General features: G+C 71.3%; 15 protein-coding genes. 5 read left to right on the top strand and 10 right to left on the bottom strand.

Annotated features, from left to right (window positions below):
- The first annotated feature begins 43 nt into the window (after positions 1 to 43).
- A complete protein-coding gene (locus tag HNP44_RS13285; protein WP_259141180.1) occupies positions 44 to 1,486 on the top strand; it encodes a sulfatase family protein in 1,443 nt (480 codons plus the stop codon).
- Positions 1,487 to 1,786: 300 nt separating this feature from the next.
- Here HNP44_RS13285 and HNP44_RS13280 read toward each other — a convergent pair whose 3' ends face one another.
- From HNP44_RS13280 to HNP44_RS13260, 5 genes are all read right to left on the bottom strand, one after another.
- Complete coding sequence (locus HNP44_RS13280; RefSeq protein WP_374758781.1) at positions 1,787 to 2,698, bottom strand: formylglycine-generating enzyme family protein; 912 nt, start codon at positions 2,696 to 2,698, stop codon at positions 1,787 to 1,789.
- The gene (gene cysC, locus HNP44_RS13275) at positions 2,695 to 4,584 is read right to left on the bottom strand and encodes an adenylyl-sulfate kinase (protein ID WP_259140902.1); all 1,890 of its coding nucleotides are present in this window, start codon (positions 4,582 to 4,584) and stop codon (positions 2,695 to 2,697) included. The genes HNP44_RS13280 and cysC overlap by 4 nt, the downstream gene beginning before the upstream one ends.
- 61 nt (positions 4,585 to 4,645) lie before the next feature.
- Positions 4,646 to 5,587 carry a sulfate adenylyltransferase subunit CysD gene (gene cysD, locus HNP44_RS13270; RefSeq protein WP_259140901.1) on the bottom strand — a complete coding sequence of 314 codons (942 nt, stop codon included), beginning with the start codon at positions 5,585 to 5,587 and terminating at the stop codon, positions 4,646 to 4,648.
- Positions 5,584 to 6,381: a trehalose 2-sulfotransferase gene (stf0, locus tag HNP44_RS13265; RefSeq protein WP_259140899.1), complete on the bottom strand. Its 798-nt coding sequence runs from the start codon at positions 6,379 to 6,381 to the stop codon at positions 5,584 to 5,586. The genes cysD and stf0 overlap by 4 nt, the downstream gene beginning before the upstream one ends.
- 95 nt (positions 6,382 to 6,476) lie before the next feature.
- Positions 6,477 to 7,139, bottom strand: coding sequence for a TetR/AcrR family transcriptional regulator (locus HNP44_RS13260; protein WP_259140898.1), 663 nt, complete (start codon positions 7,137 to 7,139; stop codon positions 6,477 to 6,479).
- A gap of 73 nt (positions 7,140 to 7,212) precedes the next feature.
- On the opposite strand from HNP44_RS13260, the gene HNP44_RS13255 reads away from it, so the two are divergent.
- Complete coding sequence (locus tag HNP44_RS13255) at positions 7,213 to 8,340, top strand: FAD-dependent oxidoreductase (RefSeq protein ID WP_259140896.1); 1,128 nt, start codon at positions 7,213 to 7,215, stop codon at positions 8,338 to 8,340.
- Between the two features lie 4 nt (positions 8,341 to 8,344).
- Here the strand turns inward: HNP44_RS13255 and HNP44_RS13250 are convergent, their stop codons facing one another.
- Positions 8,345 to 8,629 carry a chorismate mutase gene (locus tag HNP44_RS13250; RefSeq protein ID WP_068524189.1) on the bottom strand — a complete coding sequence of 95 codons (285 nt, stop codon included), beginning with the start codon at positions 8,627 to 8,629 and terminating at the stop codon, positions 8,345 to 8,347.
- 104 nt (positions 8,630 to 8,733) lie between these two features.
- Here HNP44_RS13250 and HNP44_RS13245 point away from each other — a divergent pair, with 104 nt between their 5' ends.
- The 3 genes from HNP44_RS13245 to pcrA all read left to right on the top strand — a co-directional run bounded on the left by HNP44_RS13245 (position 8,734) and on the right by pcrA (position 15,078).
- Positions 8,734 to 10,557 (top strand): hypothetical protein, encoded by a 1,824-nt coding sequence (locus HNP44_RS13245; RefSeq protein WP_259140895.1) that lies wholly within the window; start codon positions 8,734 to 8,736, stop codon positions 10,555 to 10,557.
- A 160-nt stretch (positions 10,558 to 10,717) separates the two neighbouring features.
- Positions 10,718 to 12,469 carry a hypothetical protein gene (locus tag HNP44_RS13240; protein WP_259140893.1) on the top strand — a complete coding sequence of 584 codons (1,752 nt, stop codon included), beginning with the start codon at positions 10,718 to 10,720 and terminating at the stop codon, positions 12,467 to 12,469.
- Positions 12,470 to 12,651: 182 nt separating this feature from the next.
- Entirely contained in the window at positions 12,652 to 15,078 is a 2,427-nt protein-coding gene (pcrA, locus tag HNP44_RS13235; RefSeq protein ID WP_259140891.1) for a DNA helicase PcrA, read from the top strand.
- A 70-nt stretch (positions 15,079 to 15,148) separates the two neighbouring features.
- Here pcrA and HNP44_RS13230 read toward each other — a convergent pair whose 3' ends face one another.
- From HNP44_RS13230 to HNP44_RS13215, 4 genes are all read right to left on the bottom strand, one after another.
- Positions 15,149 to 16,159, bottom strand: coding sequence for a M23 family metallopeptidase (locus tag HNP44_RS13230; protein WP_259172130.1), 1,011 nt, complete (start codon positions 16,157 to 16,159; stop codon positions 15,149 to 15,151).
- Positions 16,160 to 16,355: 196 nt separating this feature from the next.
- Complete coding sequence (locus HNP44_RS13225; RefSeq protein ID WP_259140887.1) at positions 16,356 to 17,654, bottom strand: ABC transporter ATP-binding protein; 1,299 nt, start codon at positions 17,652 to 17,654, stop codon at positions 16,356 to 16,358.
- A 27-nt stretch (positions 17,655 to 17,681) separates the two neighbouring features.
- On the bottom strand, positions 17,682 to 19,436 hold the full coding sequence (locus HNP44_RS13220) for an ABC transporter permease (RefSeq protein ID WP_259140885.1): 1,755 nt from the start codon (positions 19,434 to 19,436) through the stop codon (positions 17,682 to 17,684).
- Positions 19,433 to 20,137: an MgtC/SapB family protein gene (locus HNP44_RS13215; RefSeq protein ID WP_259141178.1), complete on the bottom strand. Its 705-nt coding sequence runs from the start codon at positions 20,135 to 20,137 to the stop codon at positions 19,433 to 19,435. Before HNP44_RS13215 ends, HNP44_RS13220 begins: the two co-directional genes overlap by 4 nt.
- Positions 20,138 to 20,363 lie beyond the last annotated feature (226 nt).

Genomic DNA, 20,363 nt, shown 5'->3' with positions numbered 1-20,363 from the left:
AACCTCGCCGCGACGGGGCGAGCTGTGGCAACGTCGAGGTGTGGTGGAGAAGCAGGCGGGGAGCGGCACCCGGGAGAACGTGATCCTGGTGCACTGGCACGACCTGGGCCGCCACCTCACCTGCTACGGCGCGGAGGGCGTGGTCAGCCCTAACCTGGACCGCCTCGCGGCCGAGGGGATCCTGTTCACCGATGCGCACGCGACGGCGCCGCTCTGCTCGCCCGCGCGCGGCTCGCTGTTCACGGGCCTGCACCCGCACCGCAACGGCCTCGTCGGGCTCGCGCACCACGGCTTCGAGTACCGCGACCACGTGCGCACCCTCCCCGCGCTGCTCGGCGAGGCGGGCTACCGCAGCGCCCTGTTCGGCATGCAGCACGAGAGCGCGGATCCCACCCGCCTCGGCTTCGACACCGCCGACGTCTCGGACTCGCTGTGCGACTACGTGGTCGCGCGCTCGCAGGAGTGGCTGGCCGCCGCAGTCGGCCACGAGGAGCCCTTCTTCCTCACCGCCGGCTTCTTCGAGACGCACCGCCCGTACCCCGCGGACCAGTACGAACCGGCCGACCCGGACGCCATCGGTGTTCCCGGCTTCCTGCCGGACACCGCGCGGGTCCGCGAGGACCTGGCCGGGCTGCACGGCAGCATCACCGAGGCAGACGCCGCGGTCGGGCGGCTGCTCGACACCGTCGACGAGCTGGGCCTGGCCGAGAACACCTGGATCCTGTTCATCACCGACCACGGCCTGGCCTTCCCGCGCGCGAAGTCCACGCTCTACGGCGAGGGGACCGGCGTCGCCTTCATCGCGCGCCCGCCCCGCGCTCTCGGCCTCGCGCCGCGCGTCTACGACGACCTGTTCTCGGGCGTCGACCTGACTCCGACGGTGCTCGACCTGCTCGGTCTGCCCCTGCCGGAGGATGTGGACGGCGAGACGCACGCGGCCGAGCTTCTGGAGCCGACGGGCGAGCAGGTGCGCGCCGGGCTGTTCACGCAGAAGACCTACCACGACGCCTACGATCCGATCCGCGCCGTGCGCACCAAGCAGTTCAGCTACATCGAGAACTACGCCGACCGGCCGGCGCTCCTGTTGCCGCTTGACATCGCGGACAGCTCCTCCGCCGCGTCGCTCGACCCGTATGAGACGGCCGCGCCGCGGCCCCGTCGGGAGCTGTACGACCTGATCGTGGACCCGTACGAGCGGCACAATGTGGTGGACGAGCCCGCCTACCAGTGGGTGGCGCGCCGCCTCGCGGGGGTGCTCGCGACCTGGCGCGAGGAGACGGGCGACGTATTGCCGACCGAGGCCGAGGGCACCGCGATCGCCGAGGCCTTCATGGCCGCCTTCTTCGCAGGCCGCGCCGAGCCCGACGCCGACGAGACGCCACTGCCCTCGCGTCGCCCGCAGGGCGAGCGCCGCGAACTGGTCCTGCGCGAGGCCGCCGCCCGCGAATCGGTCGAGCGGCCCCGCGTCGATGCCGCCAACGCCTGATCGACACCCGCACCCGCCGGAACTCCGGCGCGACCTCCGCGATCCGCTCGTAGTCGCTGGCGCGATGCACCACCACAGCGTCGTGGCGGATCGCGATCGCCGCGATCATCGTGTCGACGGGGCCGGCCGCGCGTACCTTGCCGGAGTGCCAGAGTCGGCGCTGCAGTTCGACGGAGACGGCGTGAGATCCGACGCCGGGATGCAGCACGTCGAGGAACTCCCAGTTCACGGAGTTGTCGACGCCGTTCTCGAGCGGCGCGCCGAGATGGGCGGCACCTGGGACCTGTTCAAGTATCGGATCTATGCGATCACGATATTTGAATCGGACACTGTGCGGAATCCGATGTTGCTCGCCGTCGAGCTCGGGGTGTTGTGGCTGCGGGCCGCCACGCGGTAGCGGTAGCAGTAGGAGTCGTGGCACAGGTGGCTGCCGCCGCGCAGCACCCGGGCGGTCCCGCGGTCGGGCCCCGTCGGTGAAACCTCCGGTGACGCACGGTAGTAGCGGGCCGAGTACCGGTCGGTGCACCACTCCCACACGTTCCCCACCGCCTGGTACAGGCCGTAGCCGTTCGGCGCGTACGACGCGGCCGGCACCGTCCCGACCGGACCGTCGGGCTCGGGGAAGGCGCCGACGAAGACGTTGCAGTCCCGTCCTGGCACCGGATGCTCGTCGCCCCATGGGTAACGCCCGCCGTCGAGTCCGCCGCGCGCCGCGTACTCCCACTGCGCCTCGGTCGGCAGCGCCCGTCCGGCCCACGCGCAGTAGGCCAGCGCGTCCCCGTGCGAGACGTGCACGACCGGATGATCGTCCAGTCCGACGCTGCCCGGCCCGCCCGGCGCGCGGAAGGTCGCGCCCGGCACCGTCAGCCACCACGGCGTGCCCGCCACCGGCACCCCCGCCGACGGGTCTCCCGCGGAGGCGTGGAAGACCGCGGACGCACCGAAGCGCTCCGCGTCGGTGACGTACCCCGTCGCGTCGGCGAAGGCCGCGAACGCGGCGACGGTCACGGTCGTCGTATCGATCGTGAAGCCCGGCAGCGCGACCCGGTGCACCGGGAGTTCGCCGTCGGCGCGGTAGCCGTCGCCGTGCGCGTCGCCCATCGCGAACGCGCCGGCGGGGACGTGCGCCTGCTCAATAGGGTGCGCGCCGCCGCCGGGCACCGCGCCGGCGTGCGGCGGCAGGTCGGGGCCCTCGGGCGTGCAGCAGCTCACTCCTCGAGTATTCCCCGCTCCACGAGTAGCGCGATCACCCGCTGCGCCAGCTCGTCGGTGTCGGCGCCGGTGGTGTCGAAGCGCAAATCCGGGTCGTCGGGCTTCTCGTACGGCCCGTCGACGCCGGTGAGGCCGCGGAGCTCGCCGCGGTCCGCGCGGGCGTAGAGACCCTTCGGATCCCGCTTGCGGCATTCGGATACCGGCGTCGAGACGTGCACCTCGAGGAAGTCGATCTCGGCCGCGAGGTTCAGCTCCCGGGCGATATCGCGGTCCGACCGCAGCGGCGAGACCAGCGACGCGATCGAGATGACGCCCGCGTCCGCGAACAGGCGCGTCAGGTGCCCCACCCGACGGATGTTCTCGGCCCGGTCGCCGGGGGAGAAGCCCAGGTCGTCGCTGATGCCGTGGCGGATGTTGTCGCCGTCGATGAGGTAGGCGACGCGGCCCCGCGAGACCAGCGCTCGCTCCAGGGCGACCGCCACCGTCGACTTACCGGACGCCGGGAGGCCCGTGAACCAGACCGTGGCGCCGCGTTGCCCGGTCCGCGCCCAGCGCTCCGCGCGGCCCAGCGAGCTGGGATGCCAGCGGATGTCGTTGCGGGTCGCCTGCCCCGGGATCACCTCGCGTGCCACGGCGATGGTGCCGGCGCCGACGGTGTCGTTGCTGGCCTCGTCGATGAGGATCAGCGCACCCGTGTCCCGGTTCTGCGCGTACGGGTCGGCGACGACGATCGACGAGGTCCGCAGGGTCACGGTCCCGATGTCGTTGAGCGCCAGCTCACTCGGTCCCACCTGCTCGATGAGCGTCTCGGGATCCAGGCGCCGCTCCAGCGACTGCACCGTCGCGCGGACCGTCGCCGTGGCGTGCTTGAGCGCCACGCGGTCCCCGGCGCGCAACGGCTTCTCGGCCAGCCAGCAGACGGTGACCTCTAGCTCGCGGGCGTTCACCGGCAGGTGTGCGCCCTCGGCGCCGGAGATGAGGACATCGCCGCGGCCCACGTCGATGTCGTCGGCCAGCTCGACCGATACCGACAGCGGGGCGACGGCCGTCGCGCGGTCGTCGTCGAGCGTGTCGAGCGCGGTCACGGTGCTGCGGCTACCGGAGGGCAGGACGAGCACCTCGTCGCCCACCGCGAGGGTGCCGGCGGCGACGCGTCCGGCGTACCGTCGGCGCCGCTCGGCGGTGGGCCGGGAGACCCACTGGACCGGAAGGCGCAGCTCGGTCGCGACCGCCGACGGTGCCCGCAGGGGTACGGCCTCGAGGTGTTCGAGCAGCGTCGGGCCGTCGTACCAGGGCGTGTGCGCCGAGCGGTGCACCACGTTGTCGCCGAGCTTGGCGGCCAGCGGGATCGCGGGGATCGCGCCCAGGCCAAGCCGCACCGCGAGCTCGGCGAGCTCGGCCTCGACCTCCGCGAACCGCTCCGCCGAAAAGTCGACGAGGTCGATCTTGTTCACCGCGGCGATGACGTGCGGCACGCCGAGGAGCGTCGCGATCCGGGCGTGCCGGCGGGTCTGGCGCAGCACCCCCTTGCGGGCGTCCACCAGCAGGATCGCGACGTGCGCGTTGGAGGCGCCCGTGAACATGTTGCGGGTGTAGCGCTCGTGGCCCGGGGTGTCGGCGAGCACGTAGCTGCGCGACTCGGTGGAGAAGAAGCGATAGGCCACGTCGATGGTGATGCCCTGCTCGCGCTCGGCGCGCAGGCCGTCGGACAGCGCCGCGAGGTCCACCTCGTCGCCGTCGGTCACGGCGTCCAGGTGGTCGGTGGGCAGGCTGCCGGTGTCGTGCAGCAGGCGGCCGATGAGCGTCGACTTGCCGTCGTCGACGGACCCCGCGGTGGCGAGGCGCAGCAGCTGCCGCGTGGTCGGTGGTGCCAGTACGTCCGTCATCAGAAGTACCCCGCAGCGGTGTCCGCGACCGATCCGGTGGCGGGGTTCGGAACGCGATTCATCAGAAATAGCCCTCTTTCTTCCGGTCCTCCATGGCCGCAGCCGACGTGCGGTCGTCGGCGCGGGTCTCGCCCCGCTCCGAGACCGTGGCGGCGGAGATCTCCGCGATCACGTCGTGGATCTCGGTGGCGCGGCTGCGGACCGCGCCGGTGATGGTCAGGTCGCCGACGGTGCGGTAGCGCACCCACTCCCGGTTCACGGTCTCGCCGGCGCGCGGCTGCGTGAACTCCGAGACGGCCAGCAGGATCCCGTCGCGCTCGAAGACCTCGCGCTCGCTCGCGTAGTAGATCGGCGGCAGCTCGAGGCCCTCGAGCTCGATGTAGCGCCAGATGTCGAGCTCGGTCCAGTTGGACAGGGGGAACACCCGGACGGACTCGCCGCGGCGGATGCGGCCGTTGTAGAGCGACCAGGGCTCGGGGCGCTGCGCCCGTGGATCCCACTGGCCGAACTCGTTGCGGAAGCTGAACACCCGCTCCTTCGCGCGGGCCCGCTCCTCGTCGCGCCGGGCGCCGCCGAACGCGGCGTCGAAATTCCCGGCCTCCAGCGCGTCCAGCAGCGTGCGGGTCTGCAGCCGGTTTCGCGAGCCCGAGGACTCCGTCGACTCGGCGACTCGGCCCGCGTCGATCGAGTCCTGCACCGAGGCGACGATGAGCTCGATCCCGTCGGGGTTCTCGGCGGTCGGGGCGACGCGGCGATCGCGGAAGTCGATCACCTCGGGGAAGTTGTGGCCCGTGTCCACGTGCAGGATCGGGAAGGGCAGCGGCGACGGGCGGAAGGCCTTCTCCGCCAGACGGAGCAGCACGATGGAGTCCTTGCCGCCCGAGAACAGCAGCACCGGTCGCTCCAGCTCGGCGGCCACCTCGCGGATGATGTGCACCGCCTCGGCCTCGAGGACGCGCAGCTCATCGACGGCGGCGATCGGTTCCGGTGTCACGGTGCTCATAGGGGGTATCCGTTCTCGGCGGCATCGGCGCGGTAGCGCTCCGCCCACTCCTTGGAGCGGTCGTTGGACTGGGGTTTGAGCGGCGGCGGGGGAGCGAGCTGCGGATCTTGCCCGATCGCGTCCAGTACGCGCGCCGTCGTCTTCTGCGGGTCGGCGGTCAGCTCGTGGAAGTCGATCTCGAGGGGCGTGATGCCCTCGAACGCGAACCACGCCCGCCACGACCGCTCCTGCTCGCGCAGGATCCCGGCCAGGTGGGCGATCCCGTCGGCCCGGTACACGGCGCGCTCGTCGCGCTCGCGGTCGTGATCGGGGTCGTCGCGCCACACCCGGGTCTGGACGGCGCGCCACATCGACACGGCCTGGGCTACCACGTCGGGCCGGTGGACGTGCACGTAGAGGGGGTCGGCGCCGTCGAACAGGGAGCGGATGGCCGTCCGCGCCGAGCCCGACGCGGTGCGGGTGCGGGTCACGAGGACGGGCGTCTGGTTCCACATGAGCTTGCCGCCCCAGACGCCGTTCGGCGTCCGGCCCTCGCGCAGCACGTCGTCGCGCCACTGCTCGGGGCCGCGCGGATCGACGGTGCCGGGATCGATCGGGTCGAGCAGGTCGAGCAGCGACGGATCGTCGACGCCGGCGAACCACTCGCGCGGCTGCGGCGACAGCGACGAGGACGGGTAGTACTGGAAGAACTCCTGCGGCCGCCCGGCGACGCCGGTGGCCGCGAGCGACTCCACGAGGAGGGTGCTCCCGCTGCGCTGGCTGGCGCACACGAGATAGTCGTCAGGGCTGGGCATGCCCGCCAGTCTGGCGCAGAAAGGCTTTCCGACCTGGGTTTCGATGGCACCGTGAACGTGATCCTTGACGGATCGCGGTCGGTGTGGTGAAGGCGCTAGAGGGCGTCGATGCCGGCGAGGAGCAGGTCGAGTCCGGCGAGGAACTGGGAGCGGTCGTCGTGGTGGACCATGGTCGCGGCGATGCGGCGCAGGTAGGGGAACTCGTCGGGATCCAGTTGCTCGATGCGGGCCGCAACGCCGCCGAGCAGTTCCTCGCGGCTGGGCCCGCTGCGGGCGAGGTCCGAGCGTGCGTTGGCGGCGTTCTGCGCCGCAGAACCGAGCACGTAGCCGACGATCGCGGTGGCGGCGTCGAACAGCGATTCCTCCGGCGGGCCCATCGCCAGAACGGCGCCGCCGATCCGCTCGCTCAGCAGCAGATTCGCCGGCCGGCCCGGATCGGCCATCACCTGGGCCGCCAGCCACGGGTGCGCGTCGATCGTGTCGAAGAGGGTGAGTGCGAGGCTGCGGATCTCCGCTCGGGGATCGCGGTCGCCCGTGCGTGCGGCGAGGATCGGCCGCAGGACGGCGTCGGTCGCGGCCGCGAGGAGCTCGTCCTTGCCGGCGACGTGGTGGTAGATCGCTCCGCTGCCCGTGGTGAGGGCGCTGCCGAGGGCGCGGAAGGTCAGCGCGTCGACGCCGCTCTCGTCGAGCAGGTCGATCGCGGTATCGACGATGCGGTCGCGGGAGAGCGCGTCGGTGCGGCGGCTGCGGGGTGGCACGGCTCCATCTTGACACGAATGGAATGATGTTCCAAACTTGCATGGAACATTGTTCCAATGGAAGGGGAGCATCATGCAGACACCCATCACGATCATCGGCGCCGGGCTCGGCGGCCTCGCCCTGGCCCGCGTCCTGCACGTCCACGGCATCGACGCCGTGATCTACGAGGCCGAGCCGACACCCACGGCACGCACGCAGGGCGGCCAGCTCGATATCCACGAGGCCGACGGCCAGGCCGCGATCGAGGCGGCCGGCCTCACCGCGCAGTTCCGCGCGCTGATCCACCAGGGCGGCGAGGCGACCCGCGCCCTCGGCTGCGACGGCACCGTCCTCCTCGACCTCCCGGACGACGGCGCCGGCGGCCGCCCCGAGGTGCTCCGCGGCGAACTACGGCAGCTCCTCATCGATTCCCTGCCGGAGGGCGCGATCCGCTGGGGCGCCAAGGTCGTAGGGGTGCGCGCGCTCGGCGATGGGCGGCACGAGCTGTCGTTCGCCGACGGGGGCACCGTCGCGACCGGCCTGCTGGTCGGGGCCGACGGTGCCTGGTCCAAGGTGCGCGCCCTGGTGACGGACGCGGCACCGTCGTACTACGGCACCACCTACGTCGAGACCTACCTGCACGACGTCCCGCGCCGCCACCCCGGCATCGCCGAGCTGGTGGGGGAGGGCGCGATGTTCGCGCTCGCGCCGGGTCGCGGGATCAGCACGCACGCGGAGGCGGGCGACGTCGTCCACACCTACGCACAGCTGCACGTGCCCGAGGAGTGGGCGGACGGGCTTGACTGGTCGAACCCGTCGGCCGCCGATGCCGTGCTCGCCGAGTTCCCCGGGTGGTCCCGGGAGGTGACTCGCCTGATCGGCGAATCCGATACCCCGCTCGTGCCGCGGAGGCTCTACACATTGCCCGTCGGGCTGCGCTGGGAGCGCGTCCCCGGCGTCACGCTCGTCGGCGACGCCGCGCACGTCAGCCCGCCGGCCGGGGAGGGCGCCAACATCGCGCTGTTCGACGGTGCCGAACTTGCCCGGCACATCGTCGAGAACCCCGGCGACCTCGACGCCGCCCTCACCACCTACGAGAGCGAGATGTTCGTCCGGGCGGAGGAGTCTGCGGCGTCCGCGGATGAGATGGCGACCATGATGCTCGGCGACGACGCGCCCCAGAGCCTGCTGGACTTCTTCGCGGGGGTCGGCCGGGGCTGACGGCTTACCGGCCGAGCGGCCCCCGGCCGAGACGCAGGAGGAGCATCGCGAGGGTGTGGCCCTCGCGGCCGAGCTCGGAGAACCGCTCGAGCACCTTCATCTCCCGCGAGTGAACCAGGCGCGTGCCGCCGGACGCCATGCGCGTGCGGCCGATGATCTGCGAGACCTCGCTGCGGCGCTTGATCGCGGCGAGGATCTCGGCGTCGAGGCGGTCGATCTCCTCACGGAGGGCCTGGATCTCCTCGTCGGCGAGCGGCGTCTCGGCGCCGGTGTCGTCCGGTGTACTCATGGGTTCAAGTTTTCCACAGGCGCGCACGCGCCGGACCGCCACGTGCCGTCCCGGCTCAGGTGCGCCGCCTCGAGTCCGGTGCCGCCCTCTCTACCATCGAGACCGTGTCCGTCGCCAGCCCATCCGCCCTGCCCGCTTCGCGGCGCGTGCTGTGGATCGGCGCGACGGTGCTCATCGTCGGGCAGCTCGCGGTCCGCGGGTACGTGCTCGCGCGCGGGAACTTCTACTGGGACGACGTGGCCTTCATCGGCCGGGCGTCGCGCCCACTGACCGACCTCGGTGCCTGGTTTGTCGACTACGACGGCCACTTCATGCCCGGCACGCTGTTCGCCGCCGCGGTGACCACCAAGGTCGCACCGCTGAGCTGGCCCGCAGCCGCCGCGTCGATCCTGCTACTGCAGTTGCTCGCCTCGGTGCTCACGCTGCGCACGCTGGTGATCGTCGCGGGGCGGCGCCCCGTGGTGCTGGTGCCCTTCGTCTTCCTGCTGTTCAGTCCGCTCACCCTGACGGCGACGGCGTGGTGGGCGTCGGCTCTCAACGCGCTGCCGCTGCAGATCGGGCTCGCGGTGGTCGTCGCGGAGGCGGTGCGGTACCTGCGGGGCCGCCGGCGCTCCGGCTTGTACGCGGTGGCGGCGCTGCTGGCCTCGCTGCTCTTCTTCGAGAAGGCGCTGGTCATCCCGTTCGTCGCGCTCGCGGCGGCGTGCCTGTTGCCGTACGTGCGCGGGCACCGTCGACCGGTCCGGACGGTCCTGCATCGGGGCCGGGGGCTGTGGGCGGCGTTCGCCCTGGTGGTCGTGGCGTGGGTGGTGCTGTGGCTGTCGGTGACGGCGTCGCGGCCGGGCACGCACACCGTCGGGTTCACGGCCCGCGTGCTGTGGCGGTCGGTGAACGCGGTGCTCGCGCCGGCCACGGTCGGCGGGCCGTGGACGTGGCGCCGCGAGAACCCGGGGCCGCCGCTCGTGGTCACCGACGCCACGATCACCGTCGTGGGGTTGGTCGCGATCGTCGCGATCGTCGCGGTCACTTGGTGGCGAGCGCCCCGCGGGCTCGCCGCCTGGGGCGCGGCCGGGGCGTACTTCCTGGGCGCCTCGTCGACGGTCTTCTTCCTACGCAGCTCCGAGTACACGTCCGCGTTGCTGCCGCTCTCCCTGCGCTACTTCGCCGACGTCGCGTGGGTGCTGACACTGGCCGCCGCGATCGTTCTTCGTTGTGAAACCGGCCGATTCCGGGGTCGCGAAGCCGAATCCGGCCTCGTGAGGTGGAAATCGGCCGGATTCACGAGCGACCGGCGGCTGTGGGCCGCCGTCGTGATCGTCTTCGCGCTCAGCGGCACCGTCTCCGCCGTTCGCTTCGCGCCCCTGTGGCACGACAACCCGACCGGCCCCTACCTGCAGAACCTCCGCGCGGGGGCAGCCGCATACGCGGATCGCGAGGTGCTCGACCAGGAGGTTCACGGCGACATCCTGGCGCGGCTCGCCGGCCCCAACAACCGGCTCTCGCGGATCCTCGCCACGCAGCCCGCCCATCCGCGGTTCGCCGAGTACGCGGGCGAGGCCACCGTCGTCGACCAGCAGGGACGTTTCCGGCCCGGGCAGGTCACGCGGGTGCGCAGCCTGCCGCTCGGTCCGTTCCCGTGCGGCACTCGCGTCGACGACACCACCCCCTCGACCCTGGCCTACGAGGGTCCGCTCGCGTTCTGGGATTGGGTCGTGCAGTTCAACTACCTCGCCTCGTCCGACGGGGTGATCGTGCTGCAGCAGCAACGCGGCGCCACGCCGGTCCGGGTGCCCATCCGCAGGGGCGCGCACACCGTGTACGCCCGGGTGGCGGGCACGGGCGAGGGCCTGATCGCGCGCGCCGAGACACCGGGCCTCGTCGCCTGCGTGGGGAGCGGGCCCGTCGGCCTGCTCGTCCCTGCGTCCTTGTGACCTGGTGTGTTCAGAAACGTGCAGACTGCATTGAGACAAATGGACGTGTGATGTCGCAAAGCTTCTTGGAAAGCCGTCCGAAAATCCACGGCGTGGGCGTATGTTCCGTTCGTCCGGTTCTCGTGTGATTCGGCTCACTCCAGTTGAAGGGTGTTTTTCCATGCTCGCAGCAGATCCTCGGTCCTCCCACCGGCGGTACGCCGCACCCGCTGTCGCGATGGTCGCGGCGGCGGCCGTGGCGGTCGCCCCGGTCGCCACGTCGATGGGCGCCGTGACGGCACCGTCGCTCCCGCCGATCGTTCAGGATTTCGGCGGCGCCGCCAGTGCCGTCGCGAACTGGGCTACGGCGATGGGCCTGACGTTCGTCACGGACCCGGTCACCGGTCTGACGAAGCTGGTCCAGGACCAGCTCGGCAACGCCGCCACGCTCGCGGGCGCGGCGGGCGATGCCGGGAAGGCCTTCTTCGAGTATCTCGAGAACAACCTGTTCGCCAACCTCGAGAGCATCCAGAAGGATCTCGCCGCGGGCAATCTGGGCTACGCCTGGACGACCTTCGCCACCACCATCACCGGCGCGATCCTCACTCCCGCGATCGGCCTGCTCCCGGTGATGGACACGATCGGCGGCCAGCTCGGGCCGATCGGCGACGGGCTGAAGGCCGCCCTGATTCCGCTCATCGGCCTCGCCTTCGGCCCGCTCCAGGCGGGCGTCGAGGTGCCGGCGCTTCTCGCCGACGGCGTCACCGCAGCGCTGAAGGCGCTCAGCGCCGGTGGCCCCGCTGCGGCGCTGACCTCGCTGTTCGGCACGGCCTCGACTGTCAGCGAGAAGGTGATCGGCGCGTTGTTCGGCGAGTTCGGCGCGATCCCCAGCCTGATCAACCTGATCCCGACAATCCTCGGTGGGATCGCCGGATCCGACTGGGCCGCCGCGGGACCGTTCACGCTGCCGACGGGCAACACGGTCACCTTCGCCTCCGCGTCGGCGTCGACACTCGCAACGTCGCCGACCGCGCTGCCCGACGTCGGCGCGATCGGTGGGATCTGGAGCGAAACGCTGACCCGGATCGCGACCAACCTCGCCGGCCCCGACGGCGTGCAGCGGATCCTCAGTACCCTGCTCACCGGCGTTCCGGCCGGCAAGTGGGCCGACTCCTACGAGGTCATCCACGGCATTCTGGCCGCACCGCTGCTCGAGCTCGGGGGCGCAGTCTTGCAGACGGGCGACATCATCAACCCGATCCTGGGTCCGCTCGGGAAGGGGCTCGACGGTGCCTCGGAACCCCTGCTGTACCTGACGCTCGGGCTCTACAACGCCACCCGGGTGCTGCCGTCGACGGTCTTCACCGGCCTCGAGAACGTCGCGAAGGCGCTCGGCACGGGCGACCCGATCGCGGCGATCAACGCCGCGGTGGCCGGGATCGGGAGCACGCTGACCGCCGGCAGCGACGCGCTGTTCTCGGACAATCCGTTCACCATCGGCCTGCTCCCGGGCCTGCTCGGGGTCGGGACCGGCTTCCTCGACGGACTGACCGGCAAGACCGCGGGAGAGGGGAACCTCACGACCCTCGCGGACGCACCGGCGAAGGCCGCCGCGGTCGAGACGCCTGTCGTGGACACCACCGACGCGGAGTCCGAGCCGACGACGGGCGGCGCCACGCAGCCCTCGTCCCCGACGGTGACCGACGAGGAGACTCCGGCGGTCGGTGGGCCGACCACCGAAGCCCCGGCGGAGGCGCCGGTCGAGACCCCGGCTGCGGAGACGGCGGTCGAGACGCCTGCCGAGACTCCGGCGGAGGAAGCGCCCGCCGCGGAGGCGTCGGAAGAGTCCGCCGCGTCCGAGGGCGCTGACGTCACGGGTGCGCAGGAGTCGGCCGGCGCCGACACCGCGGAGGCTGCACCCGCCGCCGCCTGACACCCAGTCACATCTTTCGAAGCGTTCTGCGAGATTTCCGCGACGGAGTCTCGCAGAACGCTTCGATTTGTGTGCGCCCGCCGCCGCCCGGCCCCCGCTCCGGTGCCCGGCGTACCGCTCCGCCCACACCCCGGGCGCGGCGGCGAAAACCTGTCGGTCGCCCCGGCTACTCTGGACGGGAGATGAGTAGCCCAGCACCGCAGCAGTCCGGACTCCGCCAACGTCAGCCGTTTTCCCGTGAGAAAGCGCAGGTGGAGCAGAAGGAGCGCGGCCAGGAACTGCTCGAGGGGCTGAACCCGCAGCAGCGGGCCGCGGTGTTGCACGAGGGCGCGCCGCTGCTCATCGTCGCGGGCGCGGGCTCGGGCAAGACGGCCGTCCTCACGCGGCGCATCGCGTACCTGCTGGCGGCCCGCAACATGCATCCGGGCCAGATCCTCGCGATCACCTTCACCAACAAGGCCGCCGCGGAGATGCGGGAGCGCGTCGCCGGCATCATCGGCAACCGCGCCAAGATCATGTGGGTCTCCACGTTCCACTCCACCTGCGTGCGCATTCTCCGCGCCCAGGCCGGCCTGCTGCCGGGGATGAACTCCAACTTCTCCATCTACGATGCGGACGATTCCCGCCGCCTGCTCACCATGATCGTCAAGGACATGGGGCTGGACGCGAAGAAGTTCGCGCCGCGGGCGCTCGCCACGCACATCAGCAACCTCAAGAACGAGCTCATCGATCCGGAGCAGGCCTCCGCGGACGCGGCGAAGACGGGCGAGCCCTTCGCGGTCACCGTCGCCGAGGTCTACGGCACCTACCAGTCCCGCCTGCGCGGCGCGAACGCCTTCGACTTCGACGATCTCATCGGGGAGACGGTGGCGTTGTTACAGTCGCACCCCAACGTCGCCCAGTACTACCGCCGGCGCTTCCGGCACGTGATGGTCGACGAGTACCAGGACACCAATCACGCGCAATACGTCCTCGTCCGCGAACTGGTGGGCCTGGAGACCGACGCGGACGGCGTGGAGCCCAGCGAGCTGTGCGTCGTGGGTGACGCGGATCAGTCCATCTACGCCTTCCGCGGCGCGACGATCCGCAACATCGAGGAGTTCGAGCGGGACTTCCCCAATGCGGAGACCATCCTGCTGGAGCAGAACTACCGCTCCACCCAGACCATCCTGTCCGCGGCCAACGCGGTCATCTCCCGCAACGCGGGCCGCCGCGAGAAGAAGCTCTGGACCGACCAGGGCGATGGTGACCTCATCACCGGGTACGTGGCCGACAACGAGCACGACGAGGCGAGCTTCGTGGTCTCGGAGATCGACGCGCTGGCGGACAAGGGCGTCAAGTACAGCGACGTCGCCGTCTTCTACCGCACCAACACCGCCGCGCGGGTGCTGGAGGAGGTCTTCATCCGGCACGGCGTGCCCTACAAGGTGGTGGGCGGCGTCCGCTTCTACGAGCGCAGGGAGGTGCGCGACCTCGTCGCGTACCTGCGCGCCATCGACAACCCGAACGACACCGTCAGCCTGCAGCGCATCGTCAACACCCCGCGCCGCGGCATCGGCGATCGGGCGCAGGCTTGCCTGACGGTGCATGCCGAGAACCGCGGGGGCACCTTCAGCACCGCTATTGAGGACGCGGTCGACGGCACCGTCGGAATGCTGAACCCGCGCTCGCGCAACGCGATCGCGACGTTCGCCGGCCTCATGGCAGACCTGCGCCGTACCGCCGCCGACGAGGATCAGGACCTCGGTGACCTGCTCGAGGCCGTCGTCGAGAAGACGGGGTACCGGGCCGAGCTCGAGGGCTCGTCCGACCCGCAGGACGGCGCGCGCCTCGAGAACATCGAGGAGCTGATCAGCGTCGCGCGGGAGTTCTCCGCGCAGGACTTCACCGACGTCGTCGTCGACGAGGGGGCGCCCGAGCCGGGCTCGCTGGCCGCCTTCCTGGAGCGGGTCTCGCTGGTCGCGGACGCCGATCAGGTGCCGGACAACGACGCGGGCGTGGTGACGATGATGACCCTGCACACCGCGAAGGGGCTCGAGTTCCCGGTGGTCTTCGTGACCGGCTGGGAGGATGGCCAGTTCCCGCACATGCGCGCCCTGGGGGACGAGTCCGAGCTCGCCGAGGAGCGCCGCCTCGCCTACGTCGGCATCACCCGCGCCCGCGAACGCCTCTACCTCTCGCGCGCGATGGTGCGTTCGAGCTGGGGCGATCCGATGCAGAACCCCGAGTCCCGGTTCCTCGCCGAGATCCCGCAGCACCTCATCGACTGGCGCCGCCTGGAGCCCAAGCGCAGCCAGTTCGGGGGATCGCGCGGTGTCTTCGGGCAGGACCGGCCGTCGTGGGGCGGCCAGGGCGGGGGCGGGCAGTACGGCGGCCGGTCCTCGGGGAACGACGGTGGCTGGACGCCCAAGCGGGCGCCCAGGCCCACACGACGTGCGAACAAGCTCTCGCTCGCCGTGGGCGACCGGGTCTCGCACGACTCGTTCGGGCTCGGCACCGTCACCGCCGTCACGGGCGCGGGTCCGATGGAGCGCGCGACCTTCGACTTCGGCTCGTCGGGCACGGTCACCCTGATGACCTTCGGCGGCCTGCCGATGGAGAAGCTCTAGCCCGGAGCACCCCCAACAACACGAAAGGCGCCCCGGTGTTCCGGGGCGCCTTTCAGCGTTCGTGTGGGTTCTAGACGCGGATGCCGCGCTCTGCGAGCCAGGCCTGCGGGTCCAGCTTCGCGCCGCCCGGGCTGTGCACCTCGAAGTGCAGGTGCGGGCCGGTGGAGTAGCCGTTGTTGCCGACCCAGCTGATGAGGTCGCCCGCCTTCACGGTCTGGCCGGCCTGGACGTTCACGTTGTACATGTGGCCGTAGACCAGCACGGTGCCGTCGGACAGGCGGATCTTGATCCAGATGCCGAAGCCCGAAGCGGGCCCGGCGTCGGTGACCACGCCGTCGGAGGCCGCGAACAGGGGGGTGCCGAGCGGGGCAGCCAGGTCGAGGCCGCCGTGCATGGCGCCCCAGCGAGTGCCGAAGTTCGAGGTGAGGGTGGCGCCGTTCACGGGGGCGGTCACCTTCGGGCGCATCGAGTCGATGATGCGCTTGTCGTCGGCGTCCTTGCGGGCCTTCCCGCCCGCGAGGCCTGCGGTGAACTGCTCGGTGTCCTGCGCTGCGGGCAGGGGCGCCTGGCGGCCGGCGTTGGCCTCGGGGCTCGCGGCGGGCGGGACGATCGGCTGCTGCGAGGTAGACGGGGCGTCGCTGCCGGTGGCGTTGACCACGGCGGCGCCGGCGACACTGGCGCCGGCGGCGAGCGCGAGCAGAGCGGCGCGGCCCTTGAGGGCGTGCGGAGCGGTGGGGACGCGGTGCTTGCCGCCCTTGCGGACCGGCGCGAGGACCAGCTCGGGGGCGGCCTCCGGGGAGCCGAGGAGTGCGGTGTCCTCGATCTCGTCCAGTTCGGGCGCGTCGAGCTCGGTGTCCCCGGTGAACAGCACCTCGGGGATCATGAGGTCCTGCGTGACCTCGGAGCTGGAGGGGCGGTAGACCAGGCCGGTGTCGTCCGGCGCGTCGGTCCAGGTCTCGGAGTAGGCCTCCTCGAGGCGTGTCTCGAGCTCATCCAGTGGGATGATCGCGGTGATCGACTCATCATCGAGGACCTGCGTGCCGCCTTGCCAGCGGACGTGGTTCTCGCGACTCCGTGTCATATCTCGCCTACTCCAACCGTAAAACCGCACTTCGGACCATTTGGTGATCGGACGATGCCCTCATCGTGACCGCTTCGTGATCCGCGTCCCGTCGACGATAACGAAATGATTGCGGCGAGACAACCTCCAGGGGGGGCGGTTCGGTCGAATGTGTGCTTGGTCACAGTGAGATCACAAAGGTTCAGGTCACTATGTGTTATTGCTGGTCCAGCAGGATCCGGCCACCGTCCGCGTCGTAATCGTAGAGTTCGCCGTATCGCCCCCAGTCGACCGCCAGCCGCAGCTGGCGTTCGGCGTCGTCCGGGCCGAAGCCCCGCCGGAGCAGGTCCAGGAAGAAGCCGCTGCGGAGCGCGCCGTCGGGCGCCGTCCGGAGCGCCCGCAGCACGGTCCGCACCAGTGGGGCCCGCTCGGCGGCCTGCCGCGCGAACACCTCCTTGGCGTCCGCGAGCGGCACGCCGACGAAGGTGCGGCCGTGCTCGGTCAGGCCGATGTCGTTCCCGGTGACCTCGGCGAAGTCGAGCATGGCCGCAGCGTCGACGAGCGGCATGATGTCGTCGAGCTCGAAGTTGAGGTCCGCAGCGAGGTCGGGGAGGTCGGCGGTGGTGCCGTGCGCCGCCACCAGCTCCAGAAGGCCTGCGATCCCGTCGACGGTCGCGTCGGGGAGCGGCCGGCTCACGGGAGTCGCCTCGACGGGGTCGGGCTCGTGCGCGGTCTCCGCGTGACGGCCAGTCAGCGCCCCGTACAGCTCATCGACGATCGCCTCGAACTCCGGCGCCGTGCGTGTGCGCGGGCGCGGGAGACCGATCCGGGTCTCGTGGACGATGCGGCCGGGCTTGGAGCCCAGCACGACGACGCGATCGGCAAGGAGCACAGCCTCCTCGATGTTGTGGGTGACGATGCACACGCCTCGGGTGGGGAAGTCGTCGCGGCCCCACAGCTCCACGAGCTCGCCGCGGAGGTTCTCGGCGGTCAGCACGTCGAGGGCGGAGAAGGGCTCGTCCATGAGCAGGAGGTCCGGCTCGAGCACGAGGGCCCGGGCGAAGCCGACTCGCTGGCGCATCCCGCCCGACAACTCGCGCGGGTACGCGGACTCGAAGCCGTCGAGGCCGATGGTGTCGATCGCCTCCAATGCCCGGGCGCGGCGCTCGGCGCGCGGAACGTTCCGGGCCGTCAGGCCCAATTCGACGTTGTCCTGGACGGTCAGCCACGGCATCAGCGCGAAGGACTGGAAGACCATCGCGGTGGCGGGGTTGGGCCCGGACAGCGGCGCACCGTCGGATTCGACGGTGCCGGACGTCGCGGGGATCAGCCCCGCCATGATGCGCAGCAGCGTGGACTTGCCCGAGCCGGACCGGCCGAGCAGCGCAACGATCTCGCCGTGCTCGACGGTGAGATCGATGCCGTCGAGCACGGTCAGGGTGTCGCCGTGGGCGCCCTCGAAGCTCTTGGTGAGGCCCTTCAGGCGGATCAGCGGGGTGGCGAGCGTGGTGGTCATGGAACGACTCCTATTAATAAGGGGTGGCTAGAGGGAGTAGCGGCGTTCGGCGGTGCGGTAGAGACGGCGCCAGAGGGCGGCGTTGGTGCCCACCACGAACAGACACATCACGACGATCCCGAGGAGGAGGTGGGAGGTGTGGTCAGGGCCGGTGGCCGCGGTGGCCTGGGCGATGTAGTCGCCGAGCCCGTAGGCGTGGTGGGTCTCGCCGTCGTAGGAGACGACCTCCGCGACGATCGAGGCGTTCCAGGCGCCGCCGGCGGCGGTGATCCCGCCGGTGACGTAGCCGGCGAAGACGCCGGGCAGCAGTACGTACCGCCACTTCAGCAGTCGGGGCAGCCGCATGTCGTCGGCCGCCTCCAGCAGGTCGCCGGGGATCGCGCTCGCCGCGGCGATCACGTTGAACAGGATGTACCACTGGGTGCCGAGCGCCATGAGCACGACCCCGCCCAGGTCGAGCGGGATGCTCCACGCCACGAGGACCGCGGTGACCAAGGGGAACAAGAAGTTCGCGGGGAAGCTCGCGCACACCTGGACGACGGGCTGCAGAGCGCGGGTCAGGCGTGGGCTGCGTCCGATGATCACGCCGATCGGCACCCAGACGACGGTCGCGAACACCATGACGACCGCGACCCGCGCCATCGTCGCGAGGCCGAGAAGGAGTACGTGCCCTACCTCGGCGAGTCCGGCGTCGCGCACGATCACCTCCAGCGCCCGCCACAGGCCGTACGCCAGGACCGCGAGGACGACGGTGCCGAACGCGAGGTCGCCGAGGCGGGTCCGCCGCGGGCCCGCGGGCGCCGTGGTCCCGGTCCGGCCGAACACCGCGAAGACCCGGTCCAGTCCCGCGATCAGCGGGGCGGCGGCGCGCCGCACCGCGTCCGTGACGTGCGAGCGATGCAGGAGGGTGAGCACTGCGGACCGCGGGATGCGGCCGGTGGCGGAGTCCTCGAGTCGGAACCGCTCGGCCCAGGCCGTCAGGGGGCTCCAGAACAGTAGATTGACCCCGATGATGACCACGATCATCGCCGCGATCGCCCACCCGACGCGGCCGAGGTCACCATCGGAGGACGCGGTGGCGACGTACGCGCCGATGCCGGGGAGGGCGTACTCGTCGCCCGCCACGGAGACGGCCTCCGAGGCAGTGAGGAAGAACCAGCCGCCGCCGAAGCTCATCATGGCGTTCCAGACCAGCGGGATCATGCCGCCGGGCACATCGAGCCGCCAGAACCGTTGCCAGCGTGACAGTCCCAGGTCGCGGGCGGCCTCGCCGAGCTCGCGCGGCTGGCTGATCAGGCTCTGGTAGAAGGCGAAGGTCATGTTCCAGGCCTGCGACGTGAAGATCGCGAAGACCGCGGCACACTCGAGGCCCAGCGTGGACCCGGGGAAGAGCGCGAGGAAGACGGTGACGGTCACCGACAGGAAGCCGAGGATCGGTACCGACTGCAGCACGTCGAGCAGCGGCAGCAGCACCGCGCGAGCCCGCCGCGACCGCGCCGCGAGCAGGGCGTAGCCGAAGGTGAAGACGATCGACGCCGCGAGTGCCAGGAACATGCGTAGCAGGGATCGCAGCGCGTAGTAGGGCAGGTTCGACGGGTCGGTGTCGACGCGGGTGGTGCTGTGCGCCAGGTCGATCGGCGCACCCATGCCCTGGCCGACGCGGATCGTCAGCCAGATCAGTGCGGCCGCACCGGCGACCACGAGCACGTCGGCGACGAGGGAACGGCGGCCCTCGCGCTCGGTTCGCCGGCCGCCGAGCGGGGGAGCGGTGAGGGTGCTCACAGGTCCTCCTCTTCGCGCTCGGGCAGGGCGTCCCAGCGCACGGCTGTCACTGACGGCTCCATGCTGAGCTGGCTGATCGCGGTCTCCAGCGCGCGGTCGTCGCGGCCGTCGGCGGCGAGCGTTGCGTGAACCTCCACCTTGCCGTCGGCGGTGTCGACGCTGCTGATCGACTGCAGGTGGAAGACGGTGCGGCTGAGCGCCTGTACCAACATCACCCGGACGTGCGCCTCGTTCTCGTCGCGTGTCACGGCGACGAATTCGTACCGGCTGGGCGCTTCCTTGCCGTTGTCGGGCGCGCGGTCCACGGCGTGCCCGACAGAGCGCAGCGCGGTGTTCACCCCGATGACTACGATGGTGCCGATCGCGGCGGGGATGTACATCCCCGCGCCCGACAGCGCACCGACGGCGGCGGAGCACCACAGCGTCGCGGCGGTGTTCAGCCCGCGCACGGTGAGGCCGTCGCGCAGGATCACGCCGCCGCCGAGGAAGCCGATGCCGGAGACGATCTGGGCCGCGACCCGGGTGGGGTCGCCGCCCTCGAATCCGTAGGCGGACAGGACGACGAAGAGCGCGGAGCCGACGGAGACCAACGCGTTGGTGCGCAGGCCGGCCATGCGGGCGCGGTACTGGCGCTCGAGTCCGATCAGGGTGCCGAAGCCGACGCCCGCGACGATGCGCAGCAGGATGTCGAGTTGGGCGATGGTGGTGGTGGCGTGCATGGTGATTCCCCTCGTCCGGGCACGCGCCACTGCGCCGCAACCCAGGGGGCGCGGCGGAGTGGGGTGTGGAGATGTCAGTGGGACGGAGGCGGTACGACGGGGCCGACGGTGCGCCGTCGGCGAGGCGGGCCTCCGGCCCGGATCATGGTGCGCTCAGCGGCTTCCCGCGGTGATGCGGGAAGCGCCGAGCGATCGACTACGACTGTCG

Origin of the sequence: Tsukamurella ocularis, assembly GCF_024807615.1 — a bacterium.
GTDB classification, from domain to species: Bacteria; Actinomycetota; Actinomycetes; order Mycobacteriales; family Mycobacteriaceae; genus Tsukamurella; species Tsukamurella ocularis.
Note: the sequence above shows the minus strand (reverse complement) of the source record. Positions and strands in the feature narration are given on the sequence as shown.